Origin of the sequence: Tengunoibacter tsumagoiensis (assembly GCF_003967535.1) — a bacterium.
GTDB lineage: Bacteria > Chloroflexota > Ktedonobacteria > Ktedonobacterales > Ktedonobacteraceae > Tengunoibacter > Tengunoibacter tsumagoiensis.
The window spans coordinates 4261054-4285382 of sequence record NZ_BIFR01000001.1 but is presented as its reverse complement, the minus strand read 5'-3'; the positions used below and the strand labels follow the sequence as shown (position 1 = coordinate 4285382).

Sequence of the window (24329 nt, the reverse complement as noted above, 5' to 3'; positions counted from 1 at the left end):
GTGTAAACTATGGCTATCCTTTTCAACAGGCATCCTGGAGTTCCAGTAGTTATTGATAGGTAGGCAAAGGCTCGATGTTCAAAATTAGCGACTTCTCAAAGTTGAGTCAGGTGTCGATGCGAACACTGCGCTATTATGACGAGATTGGCTTGCTAAAACCGGGGCAGGTCGATACTTTAACGGGGTACCGGTATTATTCAATGGATCAGTTGTCCCAACTGAACCGGATTCTGGCCTTTAAAGATCTCGGTTTTGAACTGGCTCAGATCTTTCAGTTGATGGATGAAGAACTGCCCGTTGAGCAGATTCGTGGCATGCTTCGCCTGAAGCAAGCCGAGTTGGTACAACGTGTTCAGGTGGAGCAGGAGCGCCTTGCCCGTGTTGAGGCTCGCCTGCAACAGATTGAGATGGAGGCCCCCAGCTTACGTCATGAGGTAACTATTAAGAAGGTCAAAACTCAGATCGTTGCCGTCAGTCGGAAACTGGTCACTCAATCGAGCCAGAAAAAGCAATTTGCCGATGAGACGTTGGCGTTTCTCAGACAGCATGGTGTCAAACTGGCGGGTTCTTATCTGTTTATTGATCATGAGTCCAGCTACTCTGATCAGGAAGCCGTACTGGTTGAGATTGCTATTCCCGTTCAGAGCTCCTCCGTTGGCAATATTGTGGAGCGTAGCGGTGGGCGTATCACTATCCGCGAACTCCCAGCCGTCAATACTATGGCAACCTTGCTCTATCGTGGGAACCCATATACCCTGATGGATGCCTATCAATCCCTGGGGCGCTGGCTGCAAGAGAATGATTACATTATCATGGGCCAGAGCCGTAAAGTCTGCTTGCATCACGAAGGGGAGCTTTCCTCCTATGTTACTGAATTACAGTTTCCCGTGGAGAAAAATGATAACCCCGGTGTGAAACCTGCTTTTACCTCTTCACGCGAAAAATTTGAGCGACTTGTTACAACCCATCAGTTGAACTGAGGCCTTATTTTCAAACAACGGCTTTTTTCACATTTTTTTGCGTAGTGTGATGGTCTATACATCTAGATGTGTAGATGTAAAACCTGAGGAGGACTGTGTATCTGGTATTGTGCCAGTGCATACGGTTTTAGAAGAGTAATCTATCTCTCGATGGAGAGAGATACATGAAAACTGTCACTAGTGTCTGCAAAGACGTTATGAAAGCGTCCATTAGTTACAGCAAGACAGGAGAAAATGACAATGAGTGTTTTTCAAACATCCTCGTCTGAGACGATGCCTGCGAGCCCTAAAGGTTCCTGGGGGGATAAGGCATTAGGTGGTTTACAGAGTATGGGGCGAGCGCTGATGCTCCCGATTGCCGTTCTCCCTGCTGCCGCTCTCTTGCTTCGCCTGGGTCAGCCTGATATCTTTAATTGGACCTGGATGGCAGCAGCTGGCGATGCGGTCTTCTCAAATCTCTCGCTTATTTTTGCGCTTGGTATTGCCCTGGGCATGGCCGGTGGAGAGGGGGCAGCCGCTCTTGCTGGTGTGGTTGGCTTCCTGGTCTTTACTGCCGTTTTCAATACGATTATCCCTCAGGTTGCTGGCAAGCCCGATCCTTCGATTTCCATGGGGGTCTTGTCTGGTATTCTGATGGGCCTGACGGCGGCTGGTCTCTATCGCCGCTTCCATGATATTCGTCTGCCCAATTATCTGGCCTTCTTTGGTGGTCGGCGTTTCGTCCCGATCATCACAGCCGTGGCAGCCGTGATTCTGGGGGTCATCTTTGGTTTGATCTGGCCTCCGATTAATGTTGGCGTCAATACTGTTGGTTCCGCTATTGTTTCATTGGGGCCTCTGGGAACAGGTATCTATGGCTTTTTGAATCGTTTGCTGATTCCTCTGGGACTTCACCACGTCTTGAACTCGTATGTCTGGTTCGAGCTGGGGAGCTATCATGGCAAGACTGGTGACCTGAATCGCTATTTTGCCGGGGACCCATCGGCGGGAAATTTCATGGCTGGCTTCTTCCCCATGATGATGTTTGGCCTGCCTGCTGCCTGTTTTGCGATGATTCGGCATGCAAAGTTCCCGAAGGTTGCCGCTGGCATCTTATTATCTGCCGCCTTTGCCTCATTCCTGACCGGTGTGACTGAGCCAATTGAATTTGCTTTCATTTTTGTCGCCCCGGTTCTCTTCCTCATTCATGCGGTCTTGACTGGAACCGCCCTGGCCGTCTGTACCTTGTTGAATGTTAAGATTGGCTTTGGCTTCTCGGCTGGCTTCATCGATTATGTGCTCAATTTCAATAAAGCCAATACAACCAATCCATTACTGATCATTGTCATTGGTCTGGTGTATGCGGTTCTGTACTACTTCATCTTTAGCTTCTGTATTACGCGCTTCAACCTGGCGACTCCTGGCCGCGATGCTTCCGTTGCTGAACAGGTTGTTGATGGTATGGCAATGGAACAGGAGCATGAGGTGAGCTCGGCGGATGTAAAGTCTGAGGACCCTGATACCGTACTGGCTTATAATGTTCTGGCAGCTCTGGGCGGCAATAGCAATGTTGAGAGCGTTGAGGGCTGTATCACGCGCTTACGTCTGACCGTAGGCAACGCTGATAAGATCGATGAGAGTCGTCTGAAAAGCCTGGGTGCTTCTGGCGTGATCAAGCGCGGTAAGATTGCTCAGGTGGTTATGGGGACACAATCTGATCGTATTGCTTTGCGGATGAATCGCATTCTCAAGGACGAACTGGTCAAATAACTCTGAAAAGACAAAGATAGGTAGGCACTGAAATGGCTGAGATTGCTGTGTATGCGCCAGTTGATGGCACAGTTGTTGCGTTAGAAACAGTTCCAGATGAAGTTTTTGCTCAGAAGCTCGCTGGCGATGGAGTGGCACTTGATCCAACGGGCGTGGTCGTTGTTGCTCCAATTGCTGGCGATCTGATCAAGCTCTTTCCAGGGGGACATGCCTTTGGGATTGCAACGCCGGAAGGAGTGGAACTGATCGTTCATCTGGGACTGGATACAGTTGAGCTGAAGGGGACAGGCTTTGAGAATATCGCTGTTGAAGGTCAACATGTCGAGGTGGGAACACCGATTGTTCGCTTCAATCGCGCTGTTATCGAGCAGGCAGGAAAAGTTATGCTGAGCCCGGTCGTCTCTTCTGGTGCAGGCATAGTCTCTCGTCAGGCCAGTGGCCAGGTTCAGGCTGGATGCGATGTTCTCTTTGTACTGAACGTCTAAGCTTTCCTCGATTGAGAACGGGCTTTTGCCTTTAATCCTTTCAGTGAGGCCTTGAAAGAAGGAATTGAGAAGGGCTCATTAGGACTAAGGAAGGGGTGCAAGATCCCGTTCTCCTATAGAGAGATCACAGATTGTTGATACGTTTCTCTTGAAAGAGGTGGAGGAAGTGATTGGAATTGTTCTGGTTGCCCATGGCTTACTGGCGGATGGTTTAAAACATGCTGTAGAGATGATCGTTGGACCGCAGGAGCGGCTGGTGGCGATTGGGATGGAGCCAGGATCAGATGGAGAACGTTTGCGCAGGCGGATTGAGGATGTAGTGGGACAAATGTTGCCTGCTGGTGAGGTCCTGGTGCTGACAGATCTCCTGGGAGGGAGTCCAGCAAATGCCAGTTTTGCGCTCATGAATAATGGCACTCCCGTCCTCTGCGGCGTTAATCTACCTATGCTGTTAGAAATTCTTACGCAACGCGCGCATACACCCCTTCCAGAGTTAACGCGTCTCGCTGTACAGGCCGCGAAAGAAGGAATTATTCATCTTCGCCCACTTGAGAAGCTCGAATGATGATGTGGGTGAATGTCCGTTTGCTCTGTTGCGCGCAACCCGCTTAAAAAAAGATACAAGGGTGTTTTTAGGGATCAGGAAAGGAAAAAAAGGTGTCAGCTACCCATGAATTAGTGATTCACCATCCATCTGGTTTACATGCTCGTCCGGCAGCTCTCTTTGTGAAGGCTGCGGCTGGTTTCTCTTGCGCTATTTCGATTGAGAATCTGAGTAAAGGTTTAGAACCTGTCAATGGTAAGAGCGTGCTGCGTCTACTGACTGCGGCTGTTCAGCCAAACGATCGAGTGCGGATCATTGCCGAGGGTGAGGATGAGCAGGTGGCAGTGGAGGCATTAGCACATTTAATTGCAAGCAACTTTGGAGAGGCAGTGTAATTTCCATGGCAACCAGAGCAATGCGCGGCATCGCGGCATCGGCAGGGATCGCGAATGGCCCCGTCTTCCGTTATGCGCTCCCGACCCTCACGGTTGAACTTCGTCAGATGGAAGAGAGTACGCAAGAATGGGCGCGTCTCAACACTGCCTTAGAGCAGGCTCGCACAGAGGTGCACATGCTCTTTAAGCAGGCACGTCAGAGCGTTGGTGCAGCTGAAGCAGCTATTTTTGAGGCTCATGAGCTCTTTCTTGATGATCCTGAGCTCCTGGAAATGGTCCAGACCAGTATCGAGCAGAAGCATTACAGTGCAGATTATGCCTGGCAGAATGCAACGCAGAGCTATGCAGCGCAGTTGAGAGCTATTCCAGACGAGTATTTAGCGGCGCGCGCCGTTGATCTTGAGGATATTGCGCAGCGTGTGTTACGCCGTCTACAAGGACAGAGCGAGCACGATCTCTTATTGACTGAGCCAGTTATTCTTGTAGCCACAGATCTTACGCCGTCTGAGACGGTTCGTCTGGATACAAAGAATGTGCGCGCCTTCTGTACAGGGGTTGGTAGTGCTACCTCTCATGTGGCGATTCTGGCACGGGCGCTGGGTATCCCGGCTGTGACCGGACTGGGGAAGGATCTTGAGCAGCTCCAGGATGGTATGCAGGTTCTGGTCGACGGAGCGGCTGGTGAAGTGGTGCTCGAGCCAGACCAGCAGGTATTGGACAGGTATCTCCTTCAGGCTCAGAAGCTAGCGAAGCAGCGGGAGATTGCACTGGCTCATGCCCTGGAACCAGCGCAGACGCTTGATGGTCTCCAGGTTGAACTGGTTGCTAATATTGGTTCACCTGAGCAGGCAGTTGAAGCATTGACCTATGGTGCCGAAGGGATTGGCTTGCTGCGCACTGAATTTCTCTTTTTAGAGCGAGCAACTCCTCCAACTGAAGAGGAACAGTCTGCTCTCTATCGGCAGGTTCTACAGACGATGGAGCAGCGACCAGTTGTTGTCAGGACGTTTGATATTGGGGGGGATAAGCCCGCTGCCTATCTGCCGATGCCTGATGAGATGAATCCTTTTCTGGGAGTAAGAGGCGTGCGTTTAGCACTGCAACAGAGAGAAGTCTTTCAGACGCAGCTCTGTGCTTTGTTGCGGGCAGGGGTTGGTCATCACTTAAAAATAATGGTTCCGATGGTTGCCAGTATTGAAGAACTGTTGGCAGTGCGAGAGCAGGTACAACAGGCACAGGCAGATCTTGTGGCGAGAAACCTTCCATATGCAGAGAACTATGAGCTAGGGATCATGATTGAAGTGCCAGCAGCTGCCTTAATGGCAGATCTACTGGCAGAACATGTGGACTTCTTTAGCATTGGGACAAACGATCTGGCACAGTATACATTGGCGGCAGATAGAACCAATGCGTCGCTCGCTCATCTCTCAGATGCTCTTCACCCCGCCGTGTTACGTCTCATCAGGATGGTAATTGATGCGGCCCATGAGCATGGTAAATGGGTGGGTCTGTGTGGAGAACTGGCCAGTGAGCCACTGGCGGCCCCTCTTCTGTTGGGTCTGGGTCTTGATGAATGGAGTATGACGGCCAGTGCCATTCCATTGATTAAGCAGACCATTCGCAATTATCATAGCGCTCAAGCACATGAGATCACGCAACACGTGTTAGCCTCCTGTCGAAACGCGGCAGAAGTACGAGCATATATACGCGCGATGAGCGAGGCCGTTCACGTTCAGCCCTGACTGCTAAACTGTTGGGATGCTGACCAGCAGAATAGTAAACCATAGACCCTTCACAGTCTGAGCTCTATCGTGAAGGGTCTATGGTTTGCAGTGTTATGGTCGTGTTTACATTAGCGCATAGCTTCTTCGACACGATCCAGCCATTCTCCCATGAGGGCCGTAAAGAGCTGGCTCTGCTCAATCTGAGCGTTGTGACCGGCACGATCGAGAACGGCAAACGTGCCTCTGGAATAATTCTCCAGAACGTTCCAGGCATCACGATAGCCTACAATAGAATCCTGTCTCCCTGTAAACAGTATGACTGGTCGAGGAAAGGGCTGCTCTAACTGATCAACGTTGAAGGAAAACCCTCCCTGTTTCTGCAGCTTATCGAGAAACGCATAATTGGCGATATGCACACCAGTGAGAATCTCGTCGCGGAACCGTTCCCAATTATAGGTGTCCTGCACAACGACCATAGGACCAAATTCTGCTGCATTGGTCGGACTGAGTGAGGCCAGCAGCTGTGGATCTTCGACAATGGTGGTATGTGGAGGCAGGTCTCGCTGTTGATAATCCGCCGTAATGACAGGGCAGATGAGTGCCATGCCTACAAGCTGCTGAAACCTGCGTTGAAGCACACCCCGGCTAATTAATCCTCCATATGATTCACCGGCAAGAGCAAACGGTTGATTGGGAATGACAGCATCGATAAAATCGAGAACCAGCTCAAGAACATCCTCCGAACTGTTTATCTGCTCTGTCCCGGGCGTTTTGCCCATCCCTGGCAGGTCCAGATAGATCCGTTGCCAACCTGTTCGCTGCACAAATAGAGGTTCCATACATCCTGTCATCAAGTGATGATCAACGAAATATCCATGAAGTGACAACAGAGGAATTCCGTTTCCATAGGTCTCATAATAGACAGGAGTATCTCGAACGATGCATTCCATTTGTAGCACAATCCTTTACATGAAGTCTACGCTCTCGTTGAACAACATAGTCTACACCAAAATTCGTTTGTTCTCCTCCCAAAAGGGGTTATATCTCCATTAGAGCATACCTTGTTTTAATTATGAATTCAAGTTCGTATTACCACAAAGATGCAATTCTTTTCACTTTTCCGTTTGCATTGTCTGGTTGTTTCGTTTCTCGACCAGAATAAGGGACCAAAAATGAGTGAGAGAATGGTGAATATTCGCTGACTCGAAAATGCATGATGGAAGGACTGGCATCGTATAACTGAAAACTCAGCAAAAGATAAGCAAAAGTGAATGGAAGAGGTTACGTGTTACATTTTTGCGCATTCCATCGTATCAACTATGATAATGTTTTTATCTGAGGCCAGGCTTTTTTGTACATGTGTATCAAGAAAGGGGTATATAGATGGGAAAATTCTTAAATGGTCTGTTACTGGGGGTGGGCCTGGGACTATTAGTTGCACCGAAACGAGGGGAAGAGATGCGTGGCCTCTTAGGCGAGCGTCTGGGCCAGGCAAAGAGAAGCCTGCCAGATGGCGGTCAGGGCCTGCTGCGTAATCGTCCTTCCTTCCTTGGTCCTGATCGTAAGATCGTTAAGGACGTCGAGGAATATTATATTCCACCAACAAAGAAAGCTGAGCCTGCCTCATCATCTGCCTCGAATGTTGGTGGCACAAGACCAGCCAGTACAGCTCCTGGCGTAGAACGATCGTCAAATTATGCTTCACCAACGACGACAACTGCAACCACCAGTTCGACATTCTCGTCGTCTACACCATCTTCCAATCCACTTCCTAAGAATACGTCAGCCTCATCAGGCATCGACGCTAAAAATACCTCGACTGGCGGAGATTACAAAGGGACAAACAGCCCCAGAAACGATATGGGCCCAACGAATCCAGCGCCACTTACAACCTCTACCAGCGATCTTGCTGGAGATATTACCCGCACTGGAAGCCCGGTTACTGAGAACTTACGAGCTGGCACACAGGCTGCTGATCCTACGAAGACCGGGCCAACGTTGTCCGAGAATCCGCGTCAGGGAATACCAGAGCATGAGCGGCCTGCAAATTCTGGTACTACACAGGGTACACCGCGTCCAACGACGACGAACGCGATACCCCCACGTCCAACTCAGCCAGCACCAGATCCCTCGCGTGCTCATCCAACTTACGAGGCCAACCGACCTTTTACCAACGATCCTGCTAAACCAGCAGAGCGACCTCCACTGGAGAATCCTAAACAACCGCCTAAGCCTGAGAAACGTGATCCTAATCGTCCCTGATCTGGGGCTAATAGAAGGAGGCATGCATATCTTATGCACGCCTCCTTTTTGCTACAGAGAAAGTGTAAGTATGATTGAATTTTTACCTGTCCTGTTCAGAAAGTGAGCGCTCGGGATAAAAGAACTCTGATTTGCCAGTTGTCTGGTCATAGTCCAGTTCGACCATCTGCTCGCTCCGAATTGAATTAACCGGCATTTCTCCAGGTGGGGGGGCGTAGAAATTGGGGCCGGGTTGAGAGGTGGGCCATTGAGGGAAATCTGGCGTCAGATCACTATATCCAGTCGCTAGATTTTCTGGTTGCCCCTCTTGTCGTGCTCGCAACTGATCCTGAGTGATTGACTGTTGAACAGGTTGTTCTGACTGCGAATTGTATGCCATAATCTGGTATCCTTTTTCATGGAACAACTAATTGGAAGGACCAATTGAAAGTAAGAACTTCAGCGTCGACTCCCAGGGACCTCGAATGTGTAGCTCTCTCCTCGTCCAAGGTAAAGCACCTGACGCTCGAGCCCCGCAGCAATCACCTCGCGCTTAAAATCTTCCAAAGATGAGGTAAAGGCCGTATAGTCGTTATAGTGAATGGGAAGCGCCAGGCGTGGATTAATCAATTTGAGTGCCTCTACCCCCTGTTTCGCGTCCATCGTGACCAAGAGACCAAAGATCTTCGTTCCACCTAAATGAAAGAGCCCGAGATCGATCTCTGGATAACGTTTAGGGATCTCTTTTAACTGTTTATAGACAAGCGTATCACCGCTGATATACATTCTGAAGCCAGACTTCTTCTCAGAGGGGACAAACTCCAATAGACTGCCCATGACTGGTGGCAGCAATTTGGCGGCTAGCCCCGGACCATGGCGTCCTGGAAGTGCCGTAATATGTAAGTGCACTTCATTTTTGACCAGGGAAAGCGTCTGCCAGGTCTCCAGGGGATAGGTGCGGGAAAAGCCCTTTTTTTGTAATGCCTCAGCCGCTTTGGGCGTAGTTGCAATTGGCGTCAATTTGTTGAGCTTGTGAGCAACCATGCGGTCAAAATGATCCTCGTGGAGATGAGAGAGGATCACCATATCGAGTGCTGGTAGCTGATCAAGATGGATTGCGGGATTGAGTAAGCGTGTAGATTTCACGCCATAGCCTAAATGGACATGTTCACCCATATGAAGGAAATTTGGATCGGTCAGCAGTGTAAAGCCAGCGTAACGCAGGAGAACGGTGGCATTCCCAATAAAGAAAAGAGAGCCTTGTTCTAAAGATACCTGTTCTCGGGTGGTTGGTAGCACAACCGTATGCATGTAGTCCATCTTAACCACTTTCAGGGAGGTACGGCAGAAGCCTTATCTATCCTACACTTATCATACCTCCTGTTAACACGTTTTGTGGAACAAAAAGTAACCTCTCTTTTGATGGGCTTTTCCAGAGTATCTACCGCTTTTTTTATAAAGTGCGTTACTATTAGCTCATGTCGATCAAGACTTCAGGCTAATATTCATATTTATAGGCCTCGTGGATTTTGAGCAGGCCAAAGGAGATGGCTCCGATTCCTGTAATGATAGTAAAGGCTGTGGTAAGATATGAAAAGATAGGAATAAAGCCGGGCTGAAGATAGCAGAAGAGGAAGGTGCAGATGAGGGCTGCCATCGTAACCAAAAAGAACACGGTGTAAAGTCGCTGTCGGTTCATAATAAGCTTCCTTTCCTATCATAGAGGGTTTATCTATAACACGATGCCGCAGGGCTCTTCGCTTCACTATTCTGGTCGCCGTCATGGCGTTTGCATAAATTCGCTTTTCTCGCTCTATCAGCCTGATCTCTGATGTTGAGAGAATGCTACAACCCATGCTCGTTGCTCCTCGGTCTCTGGCACAACATATCCTCTCGCCCGGCTCAACAGATCAAACGCTTGCTCTGGGGCCAAACCGGTGAGCACGAGCACACTCGCTGCCATGAGAACTGCTCGCCCAAGCCCCTGGCGGCAATGAAATGTGAGGTGTTTTCCTTCGGCGAGAGACCCTTTCAGTTGCTTCAGGAAGACGAATGTTGGCTCAGAGAAAGGAGGCACACAGCGATCAGGGATCGCCAGGGAGAGATATGTGATTCCTTGCTGGTGACAGAACGCAGCTTCTTCTGCAAGGTCGAACTCACGCTCTTCTGCTGGGGTCAGCAGAGATATCAGGATATCAACGCCAGAGGCGCGCAGAGCTTTGGCTTCATCGAGGAGCCAATCTCCTCCTCGTGGACGTGCCATGATGCTTACTTTGCCGGTAGAAACTCCTTGAACAGTGTATAGTGGCGCTCGCACGGGCAGATCTCCTTCTCCCAATGTTTTGGGATAGACGGTTGTCTGATTGAGGCACTGGCGAGAGACGCCTGCGCACCTCGTCTTGCTTGAACAGAACTGGAATGGACGACGTTTTTCTCTCGATGTGTGAGATTGATGGGCGTTGCCAGGAGTGCAAGGGCAAGGGGGCTTTTGAGGGGAATACATGGGGGGAATGGCTTGAGTATATGTCATTCTCTCATCATTTACAAGAGTGCAACAAGGAGGAGTGGGTCACAACGGCCATCATAAATGATGGGCCCGACGCCTTCATGCAATAAATTGCCCCTTTACGAGCGATTTATCGCATAAATAAGGTAGGGCCCATCATTTATGATGGCCGTAAAAAGGTCACCATTATCCCCCTGGTGCCACCGAAGGAGGAGGCTGACCATCACATATCATTCATGATATCCGTAAAAAGGTCACCATTATCCCCCTGGTGCCACCGAAGGAGTTGGTCACGAAATGATGGGCCCGACGCCTTCATGCAATAAATTGCCCCTTTACGAGCGATTTATCGCATAAATGGTGTGGGGCCCATCATTTATGATGGCCGTAAAAGGTCACCATTATCCCCCTGGTGCCACCGAAGGAGTTGGCCATCACAATCTCATTCATGATGGCCGCAGAAAGTTGCCTTAGAGATTAATTCGAGGCCCAGACATCGACGAGGTAGCGTTGTTGGGCAGTGAGCTCGGTGAGCCACTGCTCGGCGGCCTCAGCTGAGGAGCCTGTCTGCTCGCGATAGATCTCAGCCAGTGTCTGACGTACAGCCGGGGCCATTGCGCCAGCGTCACCACAGATGTAGAAGACGCCTCCATTCTCTAACAACTGCCAGACCTGATCTTTGTGCTGGCGGAGATTGTCCTGTACATACGTCTTGCCACAGCCATCCCAGCGGGAGAAGGCCGTAACCACAGTCGTAATCCCCTGCTGCTCAAAATCTTTGAGCTCACCCTCATAGAGGTAGTCATGTTGAGGATGACGGCACCCAAAGAAGAGAAGCGAAGGGCCAACCTCTTTGCCCGCAGCCTTTAGCGTTGCGCGCTCCTGTAAGAAGCCCCGGAATGGAGCCAGACCGGTGCCAGGTCCCACCATAATCAATGGCGTACGAGCATCCTCAACCAGACGGAAAGACGAGCCAGTATCGCGTACATAGCCATAGATGACCGAGCCTTCTCCTTGCTGAGCCAGATAGGTTGAGCAGAGACCCTCAAAGGTGCCATGGCCCGAACGAGCAGGACTATTCACTACCGCCACCGTAATACTACATGTATCAGCCCCCCTCATGGGCGAGGACGAGATCGAATAGTAGCGTGGGCGAATAGGCGAGAGCAACTGCAAGTAGACATTGAATGGTAACTCACAGGCTGGTAGCTCCTCCAGCAGATCGATCAAGGACTTCCGTTTGCCCATAATCTCTTCACGATAGCGAGCGATACCTGGCTCATCATCGCTACAGAGGGCCAGGAGTTTGCGCTTATCGGGTGGGCACTCTGTATGATCGGCCAGAACCTTAATCTGTGAGCGCGTGGCCACATCTTGTAGCTCAACGTAATCGGTAAGCAGATCAAAGACCAGAATAGGCTGATCGATGGGGAGATGTGTCTTGCGTGTACCACTCTGCGTCAGGCGGATCTTACTCTCGGCATCAAAGTTAAAGCGGGCCGCCACACGCTTGACGAGTGCCTGACTGTTACTCCCAATGATTCCCAGATGATCGCCAGCGCGGTAGCTAACACCTTCTGGCAGGGCCACAACGATATGTCGCGTTGAGCGTCCGGATTCATCGGTCTGCTGGAGCTCGCGGTTCTCCACGACCTTCATCGCCTGAGCCCCAAATGAGGCAACAAATGGATTCAAGGGCTTTTCGCCAGTCAACAACTCTACTTCATACTGCGGCGTCTGCACAGAGGTCTCACCCAGATCAATCTCTAATCTCTCAGCAACCGTCTGCCAGAGCGGCTGATACCAGTTCTGGAAATCGCTATCAAAATCGTCGCTGGCATCGCCCTCACCGCGCTGATAGATGCGCTCGGCTCCATGCTGCTCCAATTGTGAATCAATCAAGCGTGGAATGGCCTGAAAGGTCGAAGCCCACTCGCGATTGCCACAGCCAAAGACTGCGAATTTCACGCCCTTGAAGGCATCGGGAGCAAGATCGGGGCTTTTCACCCATGTGCAGAACTGCTCAGCATTATCCGGTGGAGTACCATTGTACGAAGCGGTTACGACGACAACAGCCCCATCAGTAGGCAGCTTGTTTGTATATTCGTCCAGGGGAGCAACGGTAGCGGCAAAGCCATACGCCTCACCATCTTCGGCAATTGTATGTGCAATATCTTCAGCCGAACCGAGGTTGGAGCCAAAGAGAACCAGCAACGGAGTATTGTGCTGATTGACGCTGGTTGGACGCTCAGCTCTGGGTGCCTGTTCGGTACCAGTGACGATTTTAGGGACAAACGAGCTCAGATTGCGATCAGCATCGGTACGCGGGGCCACACGAATGAAAAAGTTCTCAGGCTTCAGCGTCAGCGTCTCTTTGATTTTCAACTGGTAGTTCGTGTGATCGATCAGCTTAAAGCGCTGGAGCATCATGCCCAGGACCAGCGTTGCTTCTTGCATAGCAAACTGGCGACCGATGCAGGCGCGCTGTCCATTGCCAAAGGGTTTATAGGCATTGGCTGGTCGATTCTGTTCGGCCTCAACCGTAAAGTGATCGGGGTTGAAACGTTCGGAATCCTCGCCCCAGATGCTCTTATCGCGATGCAGCATTGGAATAAGAACTGCCCAGTCTCGCGCCGCATCCACAGTATAGGTATCGGCTATAGTCGTTGGCTCATAAGGATAGACCGAGAACATAGGAGCAGTGGGCCAGAGGCGCAGCGTCTCTTTTAAGATCTGAGAGATATATTTTAATCGATTGACCTGCGCAAATGTTGGGGCAACGGTTGGATCTGGTCCCAGCACGCGATCTACCTCTTCATAGGCCTTCGCCAGCACAGCGGGATTATTCAGCAGGAAGTAGGTGGCAAACGAAAGCAGACCGCTGGTCGTCTCATGCCCGGCAATCAAGAACGTAATCATCTGATAGCGAATATTGACATCATCCAGCTTCTCACCGGTCTCTTTATCCACTCCAGTCAGCATATAGCTGAGTAGATCTTTTTTACCAGCCGAGCTTTGATTGCTTTTCTTTCGTTCCTGAATAATCTGGTCCGCAATAGTATTCATATATTCAATATCATAGTGAAGCTGGCGCTGCTTGTGGACCATTAATTTGTTCTGAATGGGGAGACGCTCGCCACTCTCCATCACCTCGCCCAGGGCATTGACCATGCTATTGACAAAGGGATGAGCATTCTCGCGGTAGAAAGAATTGAAGCGATAATCAAAGCCACAGAGGCCGATGGTATCGAGGGTAAGACGGGTCATATTGTCGGGAACATCGATCTCTTCTTCAGGATTGAGTCGCTCCCATTTGCCGAGCATCTGTTCAGCAATATCCAGCATCATGGGGAAGTAGCCCTGCATAGCCTTCAAACTGAAGTTGGGCAGCAGAATATTATGTGCTTTACGCCAGTTTGTCTCCTTCGTCTCTGCTGTGAAGAGTCCATCGCCCGCAAAGCTGCGGATATTGCGCAGAGGAGTCCAGACTTTTTTATCGAAACGGGTCTCGTCGCTTAATTCATCAACCAGATCAAAGCCCGAGACCACTACGAGCTGACGGCCAGGGAGATCTAATTGATAGATGGGACCATATTCACGAGCCAATTTCATAAAATTCTGGACATGGTCGCCACTCACGTCAAACAGATTGCCCACCAGGAATTTGGCGGGAGGCTGTGGAAGAGCACGCTTAGTGCGATTAGTGTGATCAGATACCGAATGTGTAGCCATACGTGTGAAAACCTCCTCGAAAGGGTCCATCGAGAGCTGGGTACTATAAAGACGCCGCCTGTCAGCCATAGAGTAGGCCTCTATGGTTGGGTTATGCAGGTAAAAAGAGAAGGATGCCTCAGGTCTGAGAAGAGCTCCAGTGCCCATTCTGCGCGTTATCACCAGGGCTGTCCAGACTAGTAAGGGGTTTGTTCATTTTCTATAAACAGGGCTGCTGGCAGCCCTTGTGAAAGGAGCAACAATGTCTGTTCAGTCATCCCTTTGGGATCAGGTTCCTCCTGATCGAACCACCAGATCACTCCCTGGATAATGACGCCCGTGATAAAATCGGCCAGCAAAGAGATGTCCGTATAGGCATTGAGCAGGCCACGTTGCGCCATTCTTTCAAGGGTTGGAAGCAGGCCCTCTGCAATCAGGTCCTGCACGTGGAAGGTGCGAGCAAACAGACCACCACCAGTTAGCGCGATACGGAATAGATCGCGCTGATCGTATGCATGATAAAAGATCGCACGAATAATGGTTGGAAGAGAGGGCTCTCCCTGTTGATAGACGTCAGCCGTCACCTGTTGCCGCAGACTATTCAGCACTTCCTGAACCAGGTTCTCAAAGATCTCATCTTTATCGCGAAAGTGAAGATAAAAGGTTCCTACACCAACATCCGCAGCTTCAGTAATGTCAAGGATGCTTGTATCGTGAAACCCCTTACGAGAAAAGACGTTGCGGGCCGCAGTAAGCAGGTCGGCGCGTGTTCGTTCACGCTTCTTCGACATGCGGGGCTGCTTTGTATTCTTATCGGGATTTGAATTATCATTCATAACTGAATTATAATTCAGTTTTTTGGGAGTGTCAAGGGATGATGACCCATTCTTCCAGGGTATCATTTCGATAATATATATGTATTGGAATTATGAAGAGAAATGAACTACACTATGTGTGAAAAGAAGAATAGTTTCCGGCGTTTGGAGAAGAAGAAATGCAAGAACAGCGTATTTCAAAGAAAGCGACACAGGCCATTGGGGTTCCACCGCTCTCCCTACTGAATGGAGAGCGTGGGCCACGTCCGTCTTTGTCTGGTACGGAGATGATTAGTTGGATTCTTCAAGGGGGGGTGCTGATCAGTGCGGTCCTGATCCTATCAGGAATGTTTCTCCTTCCGACCCGTCCTGGTGGACTCTCCACGCAGCGGCTCCTGAATTTTCCGCAGACACTTTCAGATGTTCTGGCCGGACTTCTGATTATGCGACCGCAAGCCATTATTTCGCTTGGTTTATTCTGTCTTATTGCCACACCGGTTATGCGCGTAGCCGCCTCAATTTTTACCTTTGCGCGCGAGAGAGATCACATCTATGTCCTGATTACTGCTCTCGTACTGGCCATTCTGCTCTGTAGTATCTTCATTCTGGGGGCAACTGTCACCCCGCATCTGCCTGCGGGCGCGCACGAGATTCATTACTCATTGCTCATCGTCGTCTGCATTTTTTTAGGCTCGATTGGTGCTGGAATGCTGGGCTCACTTGTTGGATTGGGGGGGGGCATTCTGATTGTGCCCCTGTTAACCATTGTCTTTCGTCTACCAATTGATTTCGCAATTGGTGCGAGCATTATCTCAGTGATTGCTACCTCCAGTGGAGCGGCAGCGGCCTATGTACGAGATCATCTAACGAATCTGCGCGTAGGAATGTTTTTGGAGCTTGCGACCACCATAGGAGCCGTCAGCGGAGCATTTTTAGCAGGTCTGTTAGCACCGGGCCTTCTGGGCGTCATCTTTGGGATTATTCTGTTGATCTCGATTGCCCCTGTGGTCGTAAAATTGGGCGAAGATCTTCCTCATGGCGTCAAGAATGATCGGCTGGCCAGCTGGTTACGTCTGAATGGTGCCTATCCAGATCGTCATGCGCGAACAGTGGTCACATATGAGGTAACGCGCACTCCCTGGGGATTGGCCCTGATGTATGTAGCGGGCCTGATCTCTGGCTTATTAGGAATTGGGAGTGGAACCTTTAAAGTCGTTGCCATGGACACCATCATGAGGCTCCCGGTGAAGGTCTCGTCAACTACCAGTAACTTGATGATTGGTGTAACGGCTGCGGCCAGTGCAGGAATCTATTTCTCTCGTGGCGAGATTCTCCCACTGGTGGCGGCACCAGTGGCTTTAGGCATTCTTTTGGGAGCATTCTTTGGAGCACGTCTCTTGCCTGGCATGAGCAATAAAGCCTTGCGCCTGATCTTTATCCCAGTCATTGTCCTCTCAGCACTGGAGATGGTGTTGCATGGCCTGGGGATTGGCCCTTTCTAACGTATGAAAATGAGCTACAAGGCATCAAAAGTGCGTCCCTCGACGGCGAAAAAGCGTATAGATAGATAGAAATCTCTGCTCTTACCTTAAGTAGGAGCAGAGAAAAACCGAGTGGGCATAAAATCTGGTTTATTGGAGTTATACTTGTAAGTAGTGCTAATCAGGTGTGAACTACCGCTGAGCTGAAGACTCAGCGGCTTCTTCGGAAGCCGTTGGATCGACGGTTTGGTCGCTTCTTCGGAAGCTCAAGTTCACCAGACTCAGCCCCAGAAATGGGAGCTTCGTTCAATTGGTCATGACACCTGCGGTTGACGCATCAGACCGCTGCTCTGTCGTTTGGAGTTAAGAAGATTTGAGGAAAGGATCGGTGCTCCAAGCACAACAAGCCTTTTGAACCTTGTCGAGATGAGGTCGGATTCTCCTGGTGGTCACAGCCAGTAGATACGCATCACCCGGCTCTGCCGGAGTTTTTTGAGTCCATGGGTGTGCTGGTTTCTTTTGAAGGGATCTGCACATCCGGCGATTCATCCACGAAGCTGAAGACTTCGTGGTTTTCTCGCCAAAGGCCATTATAAAACATATGTCTGTCTGTATAAGTGCAAAGAACATAACTCTGTTTTGCTAGAAAGGTTGCGGGTTTCTATGAAAAAGGTAGAGAACCTACGACTTTCCCGATCGTCGTTGAAGAGGATACTCCTGGGTGGTCTGGGTGGCGGCTTCAGCATCCTGGGCATCATTCTGGGTATCGGTCTGTATATTGTAGAAACAATTATTCATCCAAAGCGTCTGGCCACTTTTGCCTTGTATACCTTCTCACCTTTTGAGCTTGGCCTGCCAGCAGAGGAGGTTACCTTCACGCCTTTGCAGGGAGACCATGAGGTGAATGGTTGGTATGTTCCATATCCAGAAGCCACAACAACGATTATTCTTTCACCGGGGTATCGGGGGAGCCGTTCAGATGTGTTAGGCTTGTGTGCTCTTCTCTGGAAAGAAGGCCACAATATTCTGGTTTTCGAGTACTTTGGCCATGGGACAGTCGTGGGGAAACCACTCACGCTGGGGTATCGAGAGATTAATGACTTCTTGGGTGCTGTTGCGTATGCGAAGCAGCGAGCCCCTCATGCGCGTCTGGGAGCGGTTGGCTATTCAATGGGGGCAGCCGTTTCTATTATGGGGTCAGCTCGAACGGCAGAGATCGAAGCACTGGTCGCTGATAGTGCTTTTGCAACGCATAAGAGCGCGATTGAGTATGCTGTGCATCGCACATTGCATCTCCCTTTCTACATTTTTGATTGGATTACGGATATCCTGCTCTGGCTCCGAGCGGGCTATCATTTTCGGCAAGTTGAGCCATTGAGAGATATTGGACGGATCGCGCCAAGACCGATTCTCATCATCCATGGGATGAAAGACTCCGTTGTCGATCCGCGAGATTCGGATCTGCTCTATCGAGCAGCTGGTGAGCCGAAGGAGCTCTGGCAGCTACCAGGGGTCGAGCATTGTGGAGCGTACTTTGCTGATCGTGCTGTCTACATGCAGCGCGTCATCCACTTTTTTGATGAGTATCTCAGAAAACTGCCTCCCCTTCAGGAGCAGCGGCCTGTTAGTTACGTTGAGCGAGAGTCTGAGCAGCAACATCTCTCTGAGGCAGGTTAAGAGAAATCCAATGTTACGACAAGACCATCTCTTGCGGCACGAGTATTAGGAAAGATACGGCGTGCCGCTTTTTCTGCCTGCGAGGGATCAGTAATTTTTGGGCTAAAGTGTGTTAAGACCAGCGCATGAGCCTGGGCAGCTTTCGCAATTCCAGCCGATTCTTCGGAGATCATATGTCCGTTGGCATGAGCCATAGGAAGATCATCTCGCGTATCGTACATACTTTCGCAGATCAGCAGATCGACATCAGACGCAAGCTTCGAGAGAGCAGGCGTTGGCCGCGTATCAGTGATATAGGCGAGTGAGAGGCCGCGCCGTGGTTCCCCCAGAACCTGTTCCGGGGTAAAGACCTTCCCATCATATTCAAGCGTCTCGCCATGTTGTAGACGTTTCCAGAGTTGAACTGGCAGGCCAAGCGCTCGTGCTTTATCTGCTTGAAACTCGGGTCGACGCGCGAGATCGACGCGATAGGCCAGACAGGGGATGCCGTGGTTCGCCTGGGTGCAGGTTGCTTCTAAGCCGCCAGGCAGCGTAAATGTTTCGCCCCCCTTGAGTTCATGGATGTGAATAGGGAAAGGAAGATCGGGCGCAATCCGGCGCAGCCCTTCGATGACATAAGCGGTCCCGGCGGGCCCATAGATCGCCAGCGGCTCGGTACGCCCAGCATGTGCGACCATAAACAGGACGCCAGGTAAACCTGCGACATGATCTGCATGCATATGCGAGAGACAGATAGCCCCCAACTGACGGAAGCCCCAGCCCAACGTCTTCCAGGGGACCTGCGTCCCTTCCCCGCAGTCAAACAAGACAAGAGAAGAGCCATTGCGCACAAGAGCGCAAGAAAGCCAACGATTGGGAAGAGGCATCATGCCACAGGTTCCCAGTAGACAGATATCGAGCATACAAAAATCCTTCAGCAAGAGAGATGTGTATTCCTCATCATATCATGGAAAGAAAGGTTGGGGAAGATGATCTTGCAGCTATTCTATGGCATCAGAGCCGCTTTTGCAAAGCAAATCCCTTCCTGAATGTTGTTGCAATGTTTGACATTTAACACAGCTTCTGCTATCATTGAGTGGCAATGGAACCCAACAATCGTCATCGTACAGGGAAACCAGAAAGAAAGAGGTCCACCCATTGGACTGGCGCGAGCTTCTCAATTCGATCATCACCAACTCAACCGAGCGTGATCGCATTGCCGCAGAGATAGGGGTGCATCCAGTGACCTTAACACGGTGGGCGAGCGGGGAGTCCTCGCCAAGGCCGCACAATCTGCGTCAATTATTGCGTGCATTGCCCAAAGGGCCACGCAGCCAGCTCCTGACCCTGTTAGAAAAGGTCTCTCCTGATGTCGTGGATTTTGAGATCGATACCACGTCACATGAGATTCCCTATAAATTTATCATCGAGGTTCTGGAGGCGCGGGCCAGTATCCCCGATCTGCTCCGTTTCTGGTCGATCACGCGCCTTGTCTTGCAGCAAGCCTTGCGCCAGCTTGATCCTGAGCGCGTGGGCATGGCTATTACTGTCGTGCGCTGCATGCCTGCACGCTATGGGAAGATCCGGAGTCTTCGTGAGACCGTTGGTCTGGGGACGGCTCCCTGGGGCGGCGATCTCGAAGAAAAGGCACTTCTCCTGGGCGCTGAATCGCTGGCTGGACATGTCACCGTCTCCTGCCGCTTAGAGCATATTGGCGATCTTCGTACTAATAAGACGTTTTTGCCAGCGTATCAAGTTGAGCATGAGGTCAGTGCTGTTGCCTGCCCCATTATGTATGCCTGCCGGGTTGCAGGTTGCCTGCTGATCTCCAGTACGCAGCCAGATTATTTTGCCCCTGAAGCACGCCTGGCTCTGGTTCGCGGGTATGCAAACCTGTTGGCACTGGCCTTTAATCCAGAAGATTTCTATGATCCAGACGTTTTTGCACTCCATATTATGCCACCCTCTCACATTCAGCAGGCGCATTTTACGGGTTTTCGGCAGCGTGTCCTGAAACTGATGCAGGATTCCGTGAGGCAAGAGCGTCGCCTTGCCAGCAATGAAGCCGAGCAGCTTGTCTGGCAGGATATCGAAGAAGTTTTATTAAATGTTCCTCATCAGGAGTATAAGTAGGCTTTCCTGAAAGAGATTCACCATCTGGCATGAACGCTCTCTGTCAGAAGAGTTATGGTGGGGGGACATCATGAGGAGAGCTCTCTTTTTCTTCATGAAATACCCACCATAAAGATGGTTTTCTTTTAGAGGTTATTCTGATAGGCCCAGGCCAGCACTATGACCAGGATCGAAAGGATGGCGATGGTGGTTAGTGCCATGCTAATAATCAGGAAAGGGAAGCCATTGAAAATCAGAATACCTGCAAACAGGAGCCAGAAGCCCCCAAAGACGCCAATCAAGATCCGCCAGGCCTGAATATTCTGTGCCATAAGCTTTGACCTTTCTGCTCTTTTGCGTACTGATGCGCGGTTGAACGGTTTTCTGTCGGCCCTCTGAGTATATCATTTTGGTGGCTGGTTACTCCGGGCTTCTGCTATAATGTACTGAGAAGTCAGGAACCCCATAGCTGAAGCTAGGGGCTTGTCTTTCGAAGCAGGCCCACCTGACCAGTCTTGGTCTTGAAATAGAGACTCCGTTCGGCAAGAAATTAGGTACCAGGGGGTGCATGCCAGCCCCCTGCTCTACGGTCGGCGATTAAACAGGCCTACAAGGGTTAAGCCAGTGTTGCCGACGCCAAACCTTGCCGAACATTGACGAGGCACCCATTACCCTGGAAACAGGAGGCTCATTATGAGCAACGTTTTTGTCATGGACACGATGTATCAGCCCTTGAATCCGATCCATCCGGGGCGGGCTCGCCTCCTCTTGAAAGAGGGCAAGGCTGCCGTTTATCGCAGGTACCCATTCACTTTGATCTTGAAAACAGAGGTAGACCATCCTGAAATCATCCCATTGCGCATCAAACTTGATCCCGGCAGCAAAACGACGGGCCTTGCCATCGTAGATGACAAAAGTGGCGACATTGTCTTTGCTGCGGAACTCTTCCATCGAGGAGATGCAGTCAAGCGTGCTCTTGATGATCGCCGCAGCCTCCGCAGAAGCAGGCGACAGCGCAAAACGCGCTACCGCGAGCCACGCTACACGAATCGTAAAAACAAAAAGAAAGGATGGCTCCCACCATCCTTAGAGAGCAGGATTGCCAATATTCTCACGTGGGTCCAGCGGCTTTCTCGCTCTTGCCCGATTGAGGCGATCAGCATGGAGTTGGTCAAATTTGACCTGCAACAGATGGAGAATCCAGAAATTTCGGGCATTGAGTACCAGCAGGGGATACTTCAGGGGTATGAGGTGCGTGAGTATTTGCTGGAAAAATGGAACCGGAAATGTGCCTACTGTGGAGCAAGAGAGCTTCCCTTGCAAGTGGAGCATATCCATCCCCGAGCGAAGGGCGGCACCAATCGCATCAGTAATTTGGCTCTCTCGTGCGAGAAGTGCAACATTGCGAAGGGGACTCAGGATATTGCCGTCTTCCTCAAGAAGAAACCGGACGTGCTCAAGCGCATTCAGGCACAAGCCAAAACTCCCCTTAAGGATGCAACCGCTGTGAATGCAACGCGCTGGGCTCTCTTTGAACAATTAAAAGCCACGCACTTGCCCATTGAATGTGGATCGGGAGGAGCAACAAAGTGGAACCGAATCACCCGTGGCCTGGAAAAAACTCATTGGTTAGATGCCTGCTGTGTTGGCCGCTCAACCCCTGCGATCTTGCACTACCAACAGATCAAACCATTACTGATCACCGCGACTGGACATGGCAATCGTCAGATGTGCCGTCCTGACAAATATGGTTTTCCTCGAACCTCTGCCAAGGGGACCAGACGTATGAAGGGCTTTCAGACAGGAGATGTTGTTAAAGCGGTCGTTCCCCATGGAAAAAAGAGGGGGATTTTTGTTGGACGAGTTGCCGTGCGTAGTTCAGGTTTTTTCAATATCACGACCAAAGATGGAACCATTCAAGGGATATCGTATCGCTATTGCCAGTTGCTTCAGCGCTGCGATGGCTATCGGTACCACATTGGGTAGGGGCACTCCCTATCCACCCAAAAAGGAGGACCTGTTTCCTCCCCATAGCTAAAGCTAGGGGTATCTGCAGGTCGAAATTTGATGATGAGAGTACCAATTGAGGAGTTCTATGGCATTCGTTGTACACGATCGCTTTCATCCCCGGCTGCAGCAGGCATTGCAGGCCAGAATCGAGGCAGGCGAACTGAGAAAGCAAGATGAGTTAGCATTGCTTGATGATCCAGTACAATTACGCCTGCTGGCGCGTGGGAGTTTTTTTCTGTTGCTGGGTGCAGGGGTCTTTTTTGGTGGCTTAGATCTGTGGTCGCTGGCCTGGCATGGATATCCATTGGCAGGAAGTTTGAACATCCTCGGTTTTCTCCTCTGGTTTGTCCTCAATATTGTCAGCTACCTCCTCATTCTTCCCTTTCATGAACTTGTCCACGGCGGAGTCTTCCTTCTCTGGGGAGGCAGACCGTACTTTGGGGCAAAGCTTCCACTGGCCCTCTATTGTGGAGCGAAAGAGCAGCTTTTTCGGCGCAACCACTATCTAGTTGTCGGTCTGGCTCCTCTGATCGTCATCAGTAGTCTTGCTATCCTCATCACGTTGCTGGCTCCTTTGCTTTCAGCCTACCTCTTATTGGCCTGGATTGGGAATGCTTCGGGCGCGGTTGGCGATCTTCTCGTGGCGCAACGTTTGCGAAAATGCTCACCAGAGACTCTGATTGAAGATACAGAGACAGGGTACCGAGCCTGGACCTTCTGATAGCGCAGATTGAACTGCTGAGATGAGCGCCAGAGGGCGCCAGAGGACTGCCAGATGGTACTGGAGACTGGCCTGGAATGCGCGTGTACGCTATCTTGTTATCAACAAAAGAATCCGATCGAATCGTCAGTTTGTTATGCCCTTTCCTTCTTCAGCGAGAGCGCTCTAACTCTCAAAAAGAGGTGTTAGCTGGATAGAGAAGAGATATGCCAGAACTACCAGAAGTTGAATATACGGCTCGCCAGTTGCGGGCCAGCGTCGTAGGAGCCACCATTCGTGAGGCAGAGGTTTTTTGGGAGAGAACCATTAAACATCCTGCCCTGCCAGACTTCCTGGCTCAGATTGCAGGCCGTACGATAGAGAATGTGCGGAGGCGTGGAAAATTTCTCATCATAGATCTTAGCGGAGAGCTCTTTCTCTCCGTTCATCGTCGGATGACCGGGAACTTTCTTCTGCTTCAGCCTGGTTGGACCGTTGATACCAGCCTGCAAGAACGCGATCAGGCAGCCTGGAATACAAAGGGTCCAACCTATCACGCGAGCAGCGAGGCCATTGAAGGGCACGAGACAAAGTATTGCCGTGTCAGTCTCCTCTTCGAGGATGGGCGCTGTCTTCTCTTTACCGATCCACGTAAGTTTGGCACAATTGGCCTCTGGGCTCAGTCGCAGGAGACTGAAGCCTTTCGTGGATTGGGCCCAGAACCACTGGGGGCAGATTTTACGGCAGAGGGTCTGCAATGCTCACTTGTTGGACGGCGTACAGCAATCAAGCAATTATTATTGGACCAGACAATTGTGGCGGGTGTCGGGAACATCTATGCAGACGAAGCCCTTTTTTATGCCAGCCTGCATCCATTGCGGCGAGCGGATAGTTTGAGTGCCAGTGAGATCGCCCTGCTGCATGAAGGGATTGTCACCGTCCTGACGCGTGGTATCGAGCATGGAGGAACCTCATTTAATTCCTATCGAGACCTATGGGGTGAGGCAGGAGAGAACTTTAACCATGTGCAGGTCTACCAGCAGGATGGCAAGCCCTGTGTGCGTTGTGGGACGCTCATAGAAAGAATCGTCATCGCGCAGCGCAGCGCTCATTTCTGTCCAGGCTGTCAACCGAAGACGCTTGCAGAAGCGATCCTGGCCGCGAGCGAGCTGTAGTTCTGGTTGATAAGGCAGTTGGGGCCAGTGGGCTTCAACTGCCTT

22 protein-coding genes and 1 pseudogene are annotated in these 24329 nt (G+C 50.8%); 14 read left to right on the top strand and 9 right to left on the bottom strand.

All coding sequences use genetic code 11. The features are described from left to right. Positions 1–74: 74 nt before the first annotated feature. From EL628_RS16830 to ptsP, 6 genes are all read left to right on the top strand, one after another. The gene (locus tag EL628_RS16830) at positions 75–980 is read left to right on the top strand and encodes a MerR family transcriptional regulator (protein ID WP_126581078.1); all 906 of its coding nucleotides are present in this window, start codon (positions 75–77) and stop codon (positions 978–980) included. A gap of 273 nt (positions 981–1253) precedes the next feature. Then, complete coding sequence (locus EL628_RS16825) at positions 1254–2729, top strand: PTS transporter subunit EIIC (protein WP_371859673.1); 1476 nt, start codon at positions 1254–1256, stop codon at positions 2727–2729. Between the two features lie 32 nt (positions 2730–2761). Further along, positions 2762–3214 carry a PTS sugar transporter subunit IIA gene (locus tag EL628_RS16820; protein WP_126581076.1) on the top strand — a complete coding sequence of 151 codons (453 nt, stop codon included), beginning with the start codon at positions 2762–2764 and terminating at the stop codon, positions 3212–3214. Positions 3215–3380: 166 nt separating this feature from the next. Next, a complete protein-coding gene (locus tag EL628_RS16815; RefSeq protein WP_126581075.1) occupies positions 3381–3779 on the top strand; it encodes a PTS sugar transporter subunit IIA in 399 nt (132 codons plus the stop codon). 92 nt (positions 3780–3871) lie between these two features. Further along, entirely contained in the window at positions 3872–4153 is a 282-nt protein-coding gene (locus tag EL628_RS16810) for an HPr family phosphocarrier protein (RefSeq protein ID WP_126581074.1), read from the top strand. A 5-nt stretch (positions 4154–4158) separates the two neighbouring features. Then, positions 4159–5895, top strand: coding sequence for a phosphoenolpyruvate--protein phosphotransferase (gene ptsP / locus EL628_RS16805; RefSeq protein WP_126581073.1), 1737 nt, complete (start codon positions 4159–4161; stop codon positions 5893–5895). A 110-nt stretch (positions 5896–6005) separates the two neighbouring features. On the opposite strand, the gene EL628_RS16800 is transcribed toward ptsP, so the two are convergent. Further along, positions 6006–6827 (bottom strand): alpha/beta fold hydrolase, encoded by an 822-nt coding sequence (locus EL628_RS16800; RefSeq protein WP_126581072.1) that lies wholly within the window; start codon positions 6825–6827, stop codon positions 6006–6008. A gap of 433 nt (positions 6828–7260) precedes the next feature. Between EL628_RS16800 and EL628_RS16795 the strand changes: the two genes are divergently transcribed. Then, positions 7261–8139, top strand: a complete 879-nt coding sequence (locus tag EL628_RS16795; protein ID WP_126581071.1) for a hypothetical protein — start codon at positions 7261–7263, stop codon at positions 8137–8139. Positions 8140–8221: 82 nt separating this feature from the next. Here EL628_RS16795 and EL628_RS16790 read toward each other — a convergent pair whose 3' ends face one another. The 6 genes from EL628_RS16790 to EL628_RS16765 form a co-directional block, all read right to left on the bottom strand. After that, positions 8222–8518, bottom strand: coding sequence for a hypothetical protein (locus EL628_RS16790; RefSeq protein WP_126581070.1), 297 nt, complete (start codon positions 8516–8518; stop codon positions 8222–8224). A gap of 59 nt (positions 8519–8577) precedes the next feature. After that, on the bottom strand, positions 8578–9438 hold the full coding sequence (locus tag EL628_RS16785) for an MBL fold metallo-hydrolase (protein ID WP_126581069.1): 861 nt from the start codon (positions 9436–9438) through the stop codon (positions 8578–8580). A gap of 178 nt (positions 9439–9616) precedes the next feature. Then, the gene (locus tag EL628_RS16780) at positions 9617–9817 is read right to left on the bottom strand and encodes a hypothetical protein (RefSeq protein ID WP_126581068.1); all 201 of its coding nucleotides are present in this window, start codon (positions 9815–9817) and stop codon (positions 9617–9619) included. Positions 9818–9934: 117 nt separating this feature from the next. Beyond that, complete coding sequence (locus EL628_RS16775) at positions 9935–10435, bottom strand: protein-tyrosine phosphatase family protein (RefSeq protein ID WP_126581067.1); 501 nt, start codon at positions 10433–10435, stop codon at positions 9935–9937. 666 nt (positions 10436–11101) lie between these two features. After that, positions 11102–14356, bottom strand: coding sequence for a bifunctional cytochrome P450/NADPH--P450 reductase (locus EL628_RS16770; protein ID WP_126581066.1), 3255 nt, complete (start codon positions 14354–14356; stop codon positions 11102–11104). A gap of 176 nt (positions 14357–14532) precedes the next feature. After that, positions 14533–15126 (bottom strand): TetR/AcrR family transcriptional regulator, encoded by a 594-nt coding sequence (locus EL628_RS16765; RefSeq protein WP_161975554.1) that lies wholly within the window; start codon positions 15124–15126, stop codon positions 14533–14535. A gap of 203 nt (positions 15127–15329) precedes the next feature. Here EL628_RS16765 and EL628_RS31010 point away from each other — a divergent pair. The 3 genes and pseudogenes from EL628_RS31010 to EL628_RS16755 all read left to right on the top strand — a co-directional run. Beyond that, positions 15330–15740, top strand: a pseudogene (locus EL628_RS31010) (DUF1634 domain-containing protein); the annotation flags it as partial. A gap of 72 nt (positions 15741–15812) precedes the next feature. Further along, on the top strand, positions 15813–16652 hold the full coding sequence (locus tag EL628_RS31005) for a sulfite exporter TauE/SafE family protein (protein ID WP_371859672.1): 840 nt from the start codon (positions 15813–15815) through the stop codon (positions 16650–16652). A 642-nt stretch (positions 16653–17294) separates the two neighbouring features. Next, the gene (locus tag EL628_RS16755) at positions 17295–18308 is read left to right on the top strand and encodes an alpha/beta hydrolase (protein ID WP_126581063.1); all 1014 of its coding nucleotides are present in this window, start codon (positions 17295–17297) and stop codon (positions 18306–18308) included. On the opposite strand, the gene EL628_RS16750 is transcribed toward EL628_RS16755, so the two are convergent. Beyond that, positions 18305–19210, bottom strand: a complete 906-nt coding sequence (locus tag EL628_RS16750; RefSeq protein ID WP_126581062.1) for a ribonuclease Z — start codon at positions 19208–19210, stop codon at positions 18305–18307. The two genes, EL628_RS16755 and EL628_RS16750, sit on opposite strands and share 4 nt — an antisense overlap. A gap of 235 nt (positions 19211–19445) precedes the next feature. Between EL628_RS16750 and EL628_RS16745 the strand changes: the two genes are divergently transcribed. Continuing rightward, on the top strand, positions 19446–20420 hold the full coding sequence (locus EL628_RS16745) for a helix-turn-helix domain-containing protein (RefSeq protein ID WP_161975553.1): 975 nt from the start codon (positions 19446–19448) through the stop codon (positions 20418–20420). 125 nt (positions 20421–20545) lie between these two features. Here the strand turns inward: EL628_RS16745 and EL628_RS16740 are convergent, their stop codons facing one another. Beyond that, entirely contained in the window at positions 20546–20731 is a 186-nt protein-coding gene (locus EL628_RS16740; RefSeq protein ID WP_126581060.1) for a hypothetical protein, read from the bottom strand. Positions 20732–21092: 361 nt separating this feature from the next. Here EL628_RS16740 and iscB point away from each other — a divergent pair, with 361 nt between their 5' ends. The 3 genes from iscB to mutM all read left to right on the top strand — a co-directional run bounded on the left by iscB (position 21093) and on the right by mutM (position 24284). Further along, entirely contained in the window at positions 21093–22385 is a 1293-nt protein-coding gene (gene iscB, locus EL628_RS16735; protein WP_126581059.1) for an RNA-guided endonuclease IscB, read from the top strand. Positions 22386–22494: 109 nt separating this feature from the next. Further along, complete coding sequence (locus EL628_RS16730; RefSeq protein ID WP_126581058.1) at positions 22495–23130, top strand: DUF3267 domain-containing protein; 636 nt, start codon at positions 22495–22497, stop codon at positions 23128–23130. 206 nt (positions 23131–23336) lie between these two features. Further along, complete coding sequence (gene mutM, locus EL628_RS16725; protein WP_126581057.1) at positions 23337–24284, top strand: bifunctional DNA-formamidopyrimidine glycosylase/DNA-(apurinic or apyrimidinic site) lyase; 948 nt, start codon at positions 23337–23339, stop codon at positions 24282–24284. Positions 24285–24329: the final 45 nt, after the last annotated feature.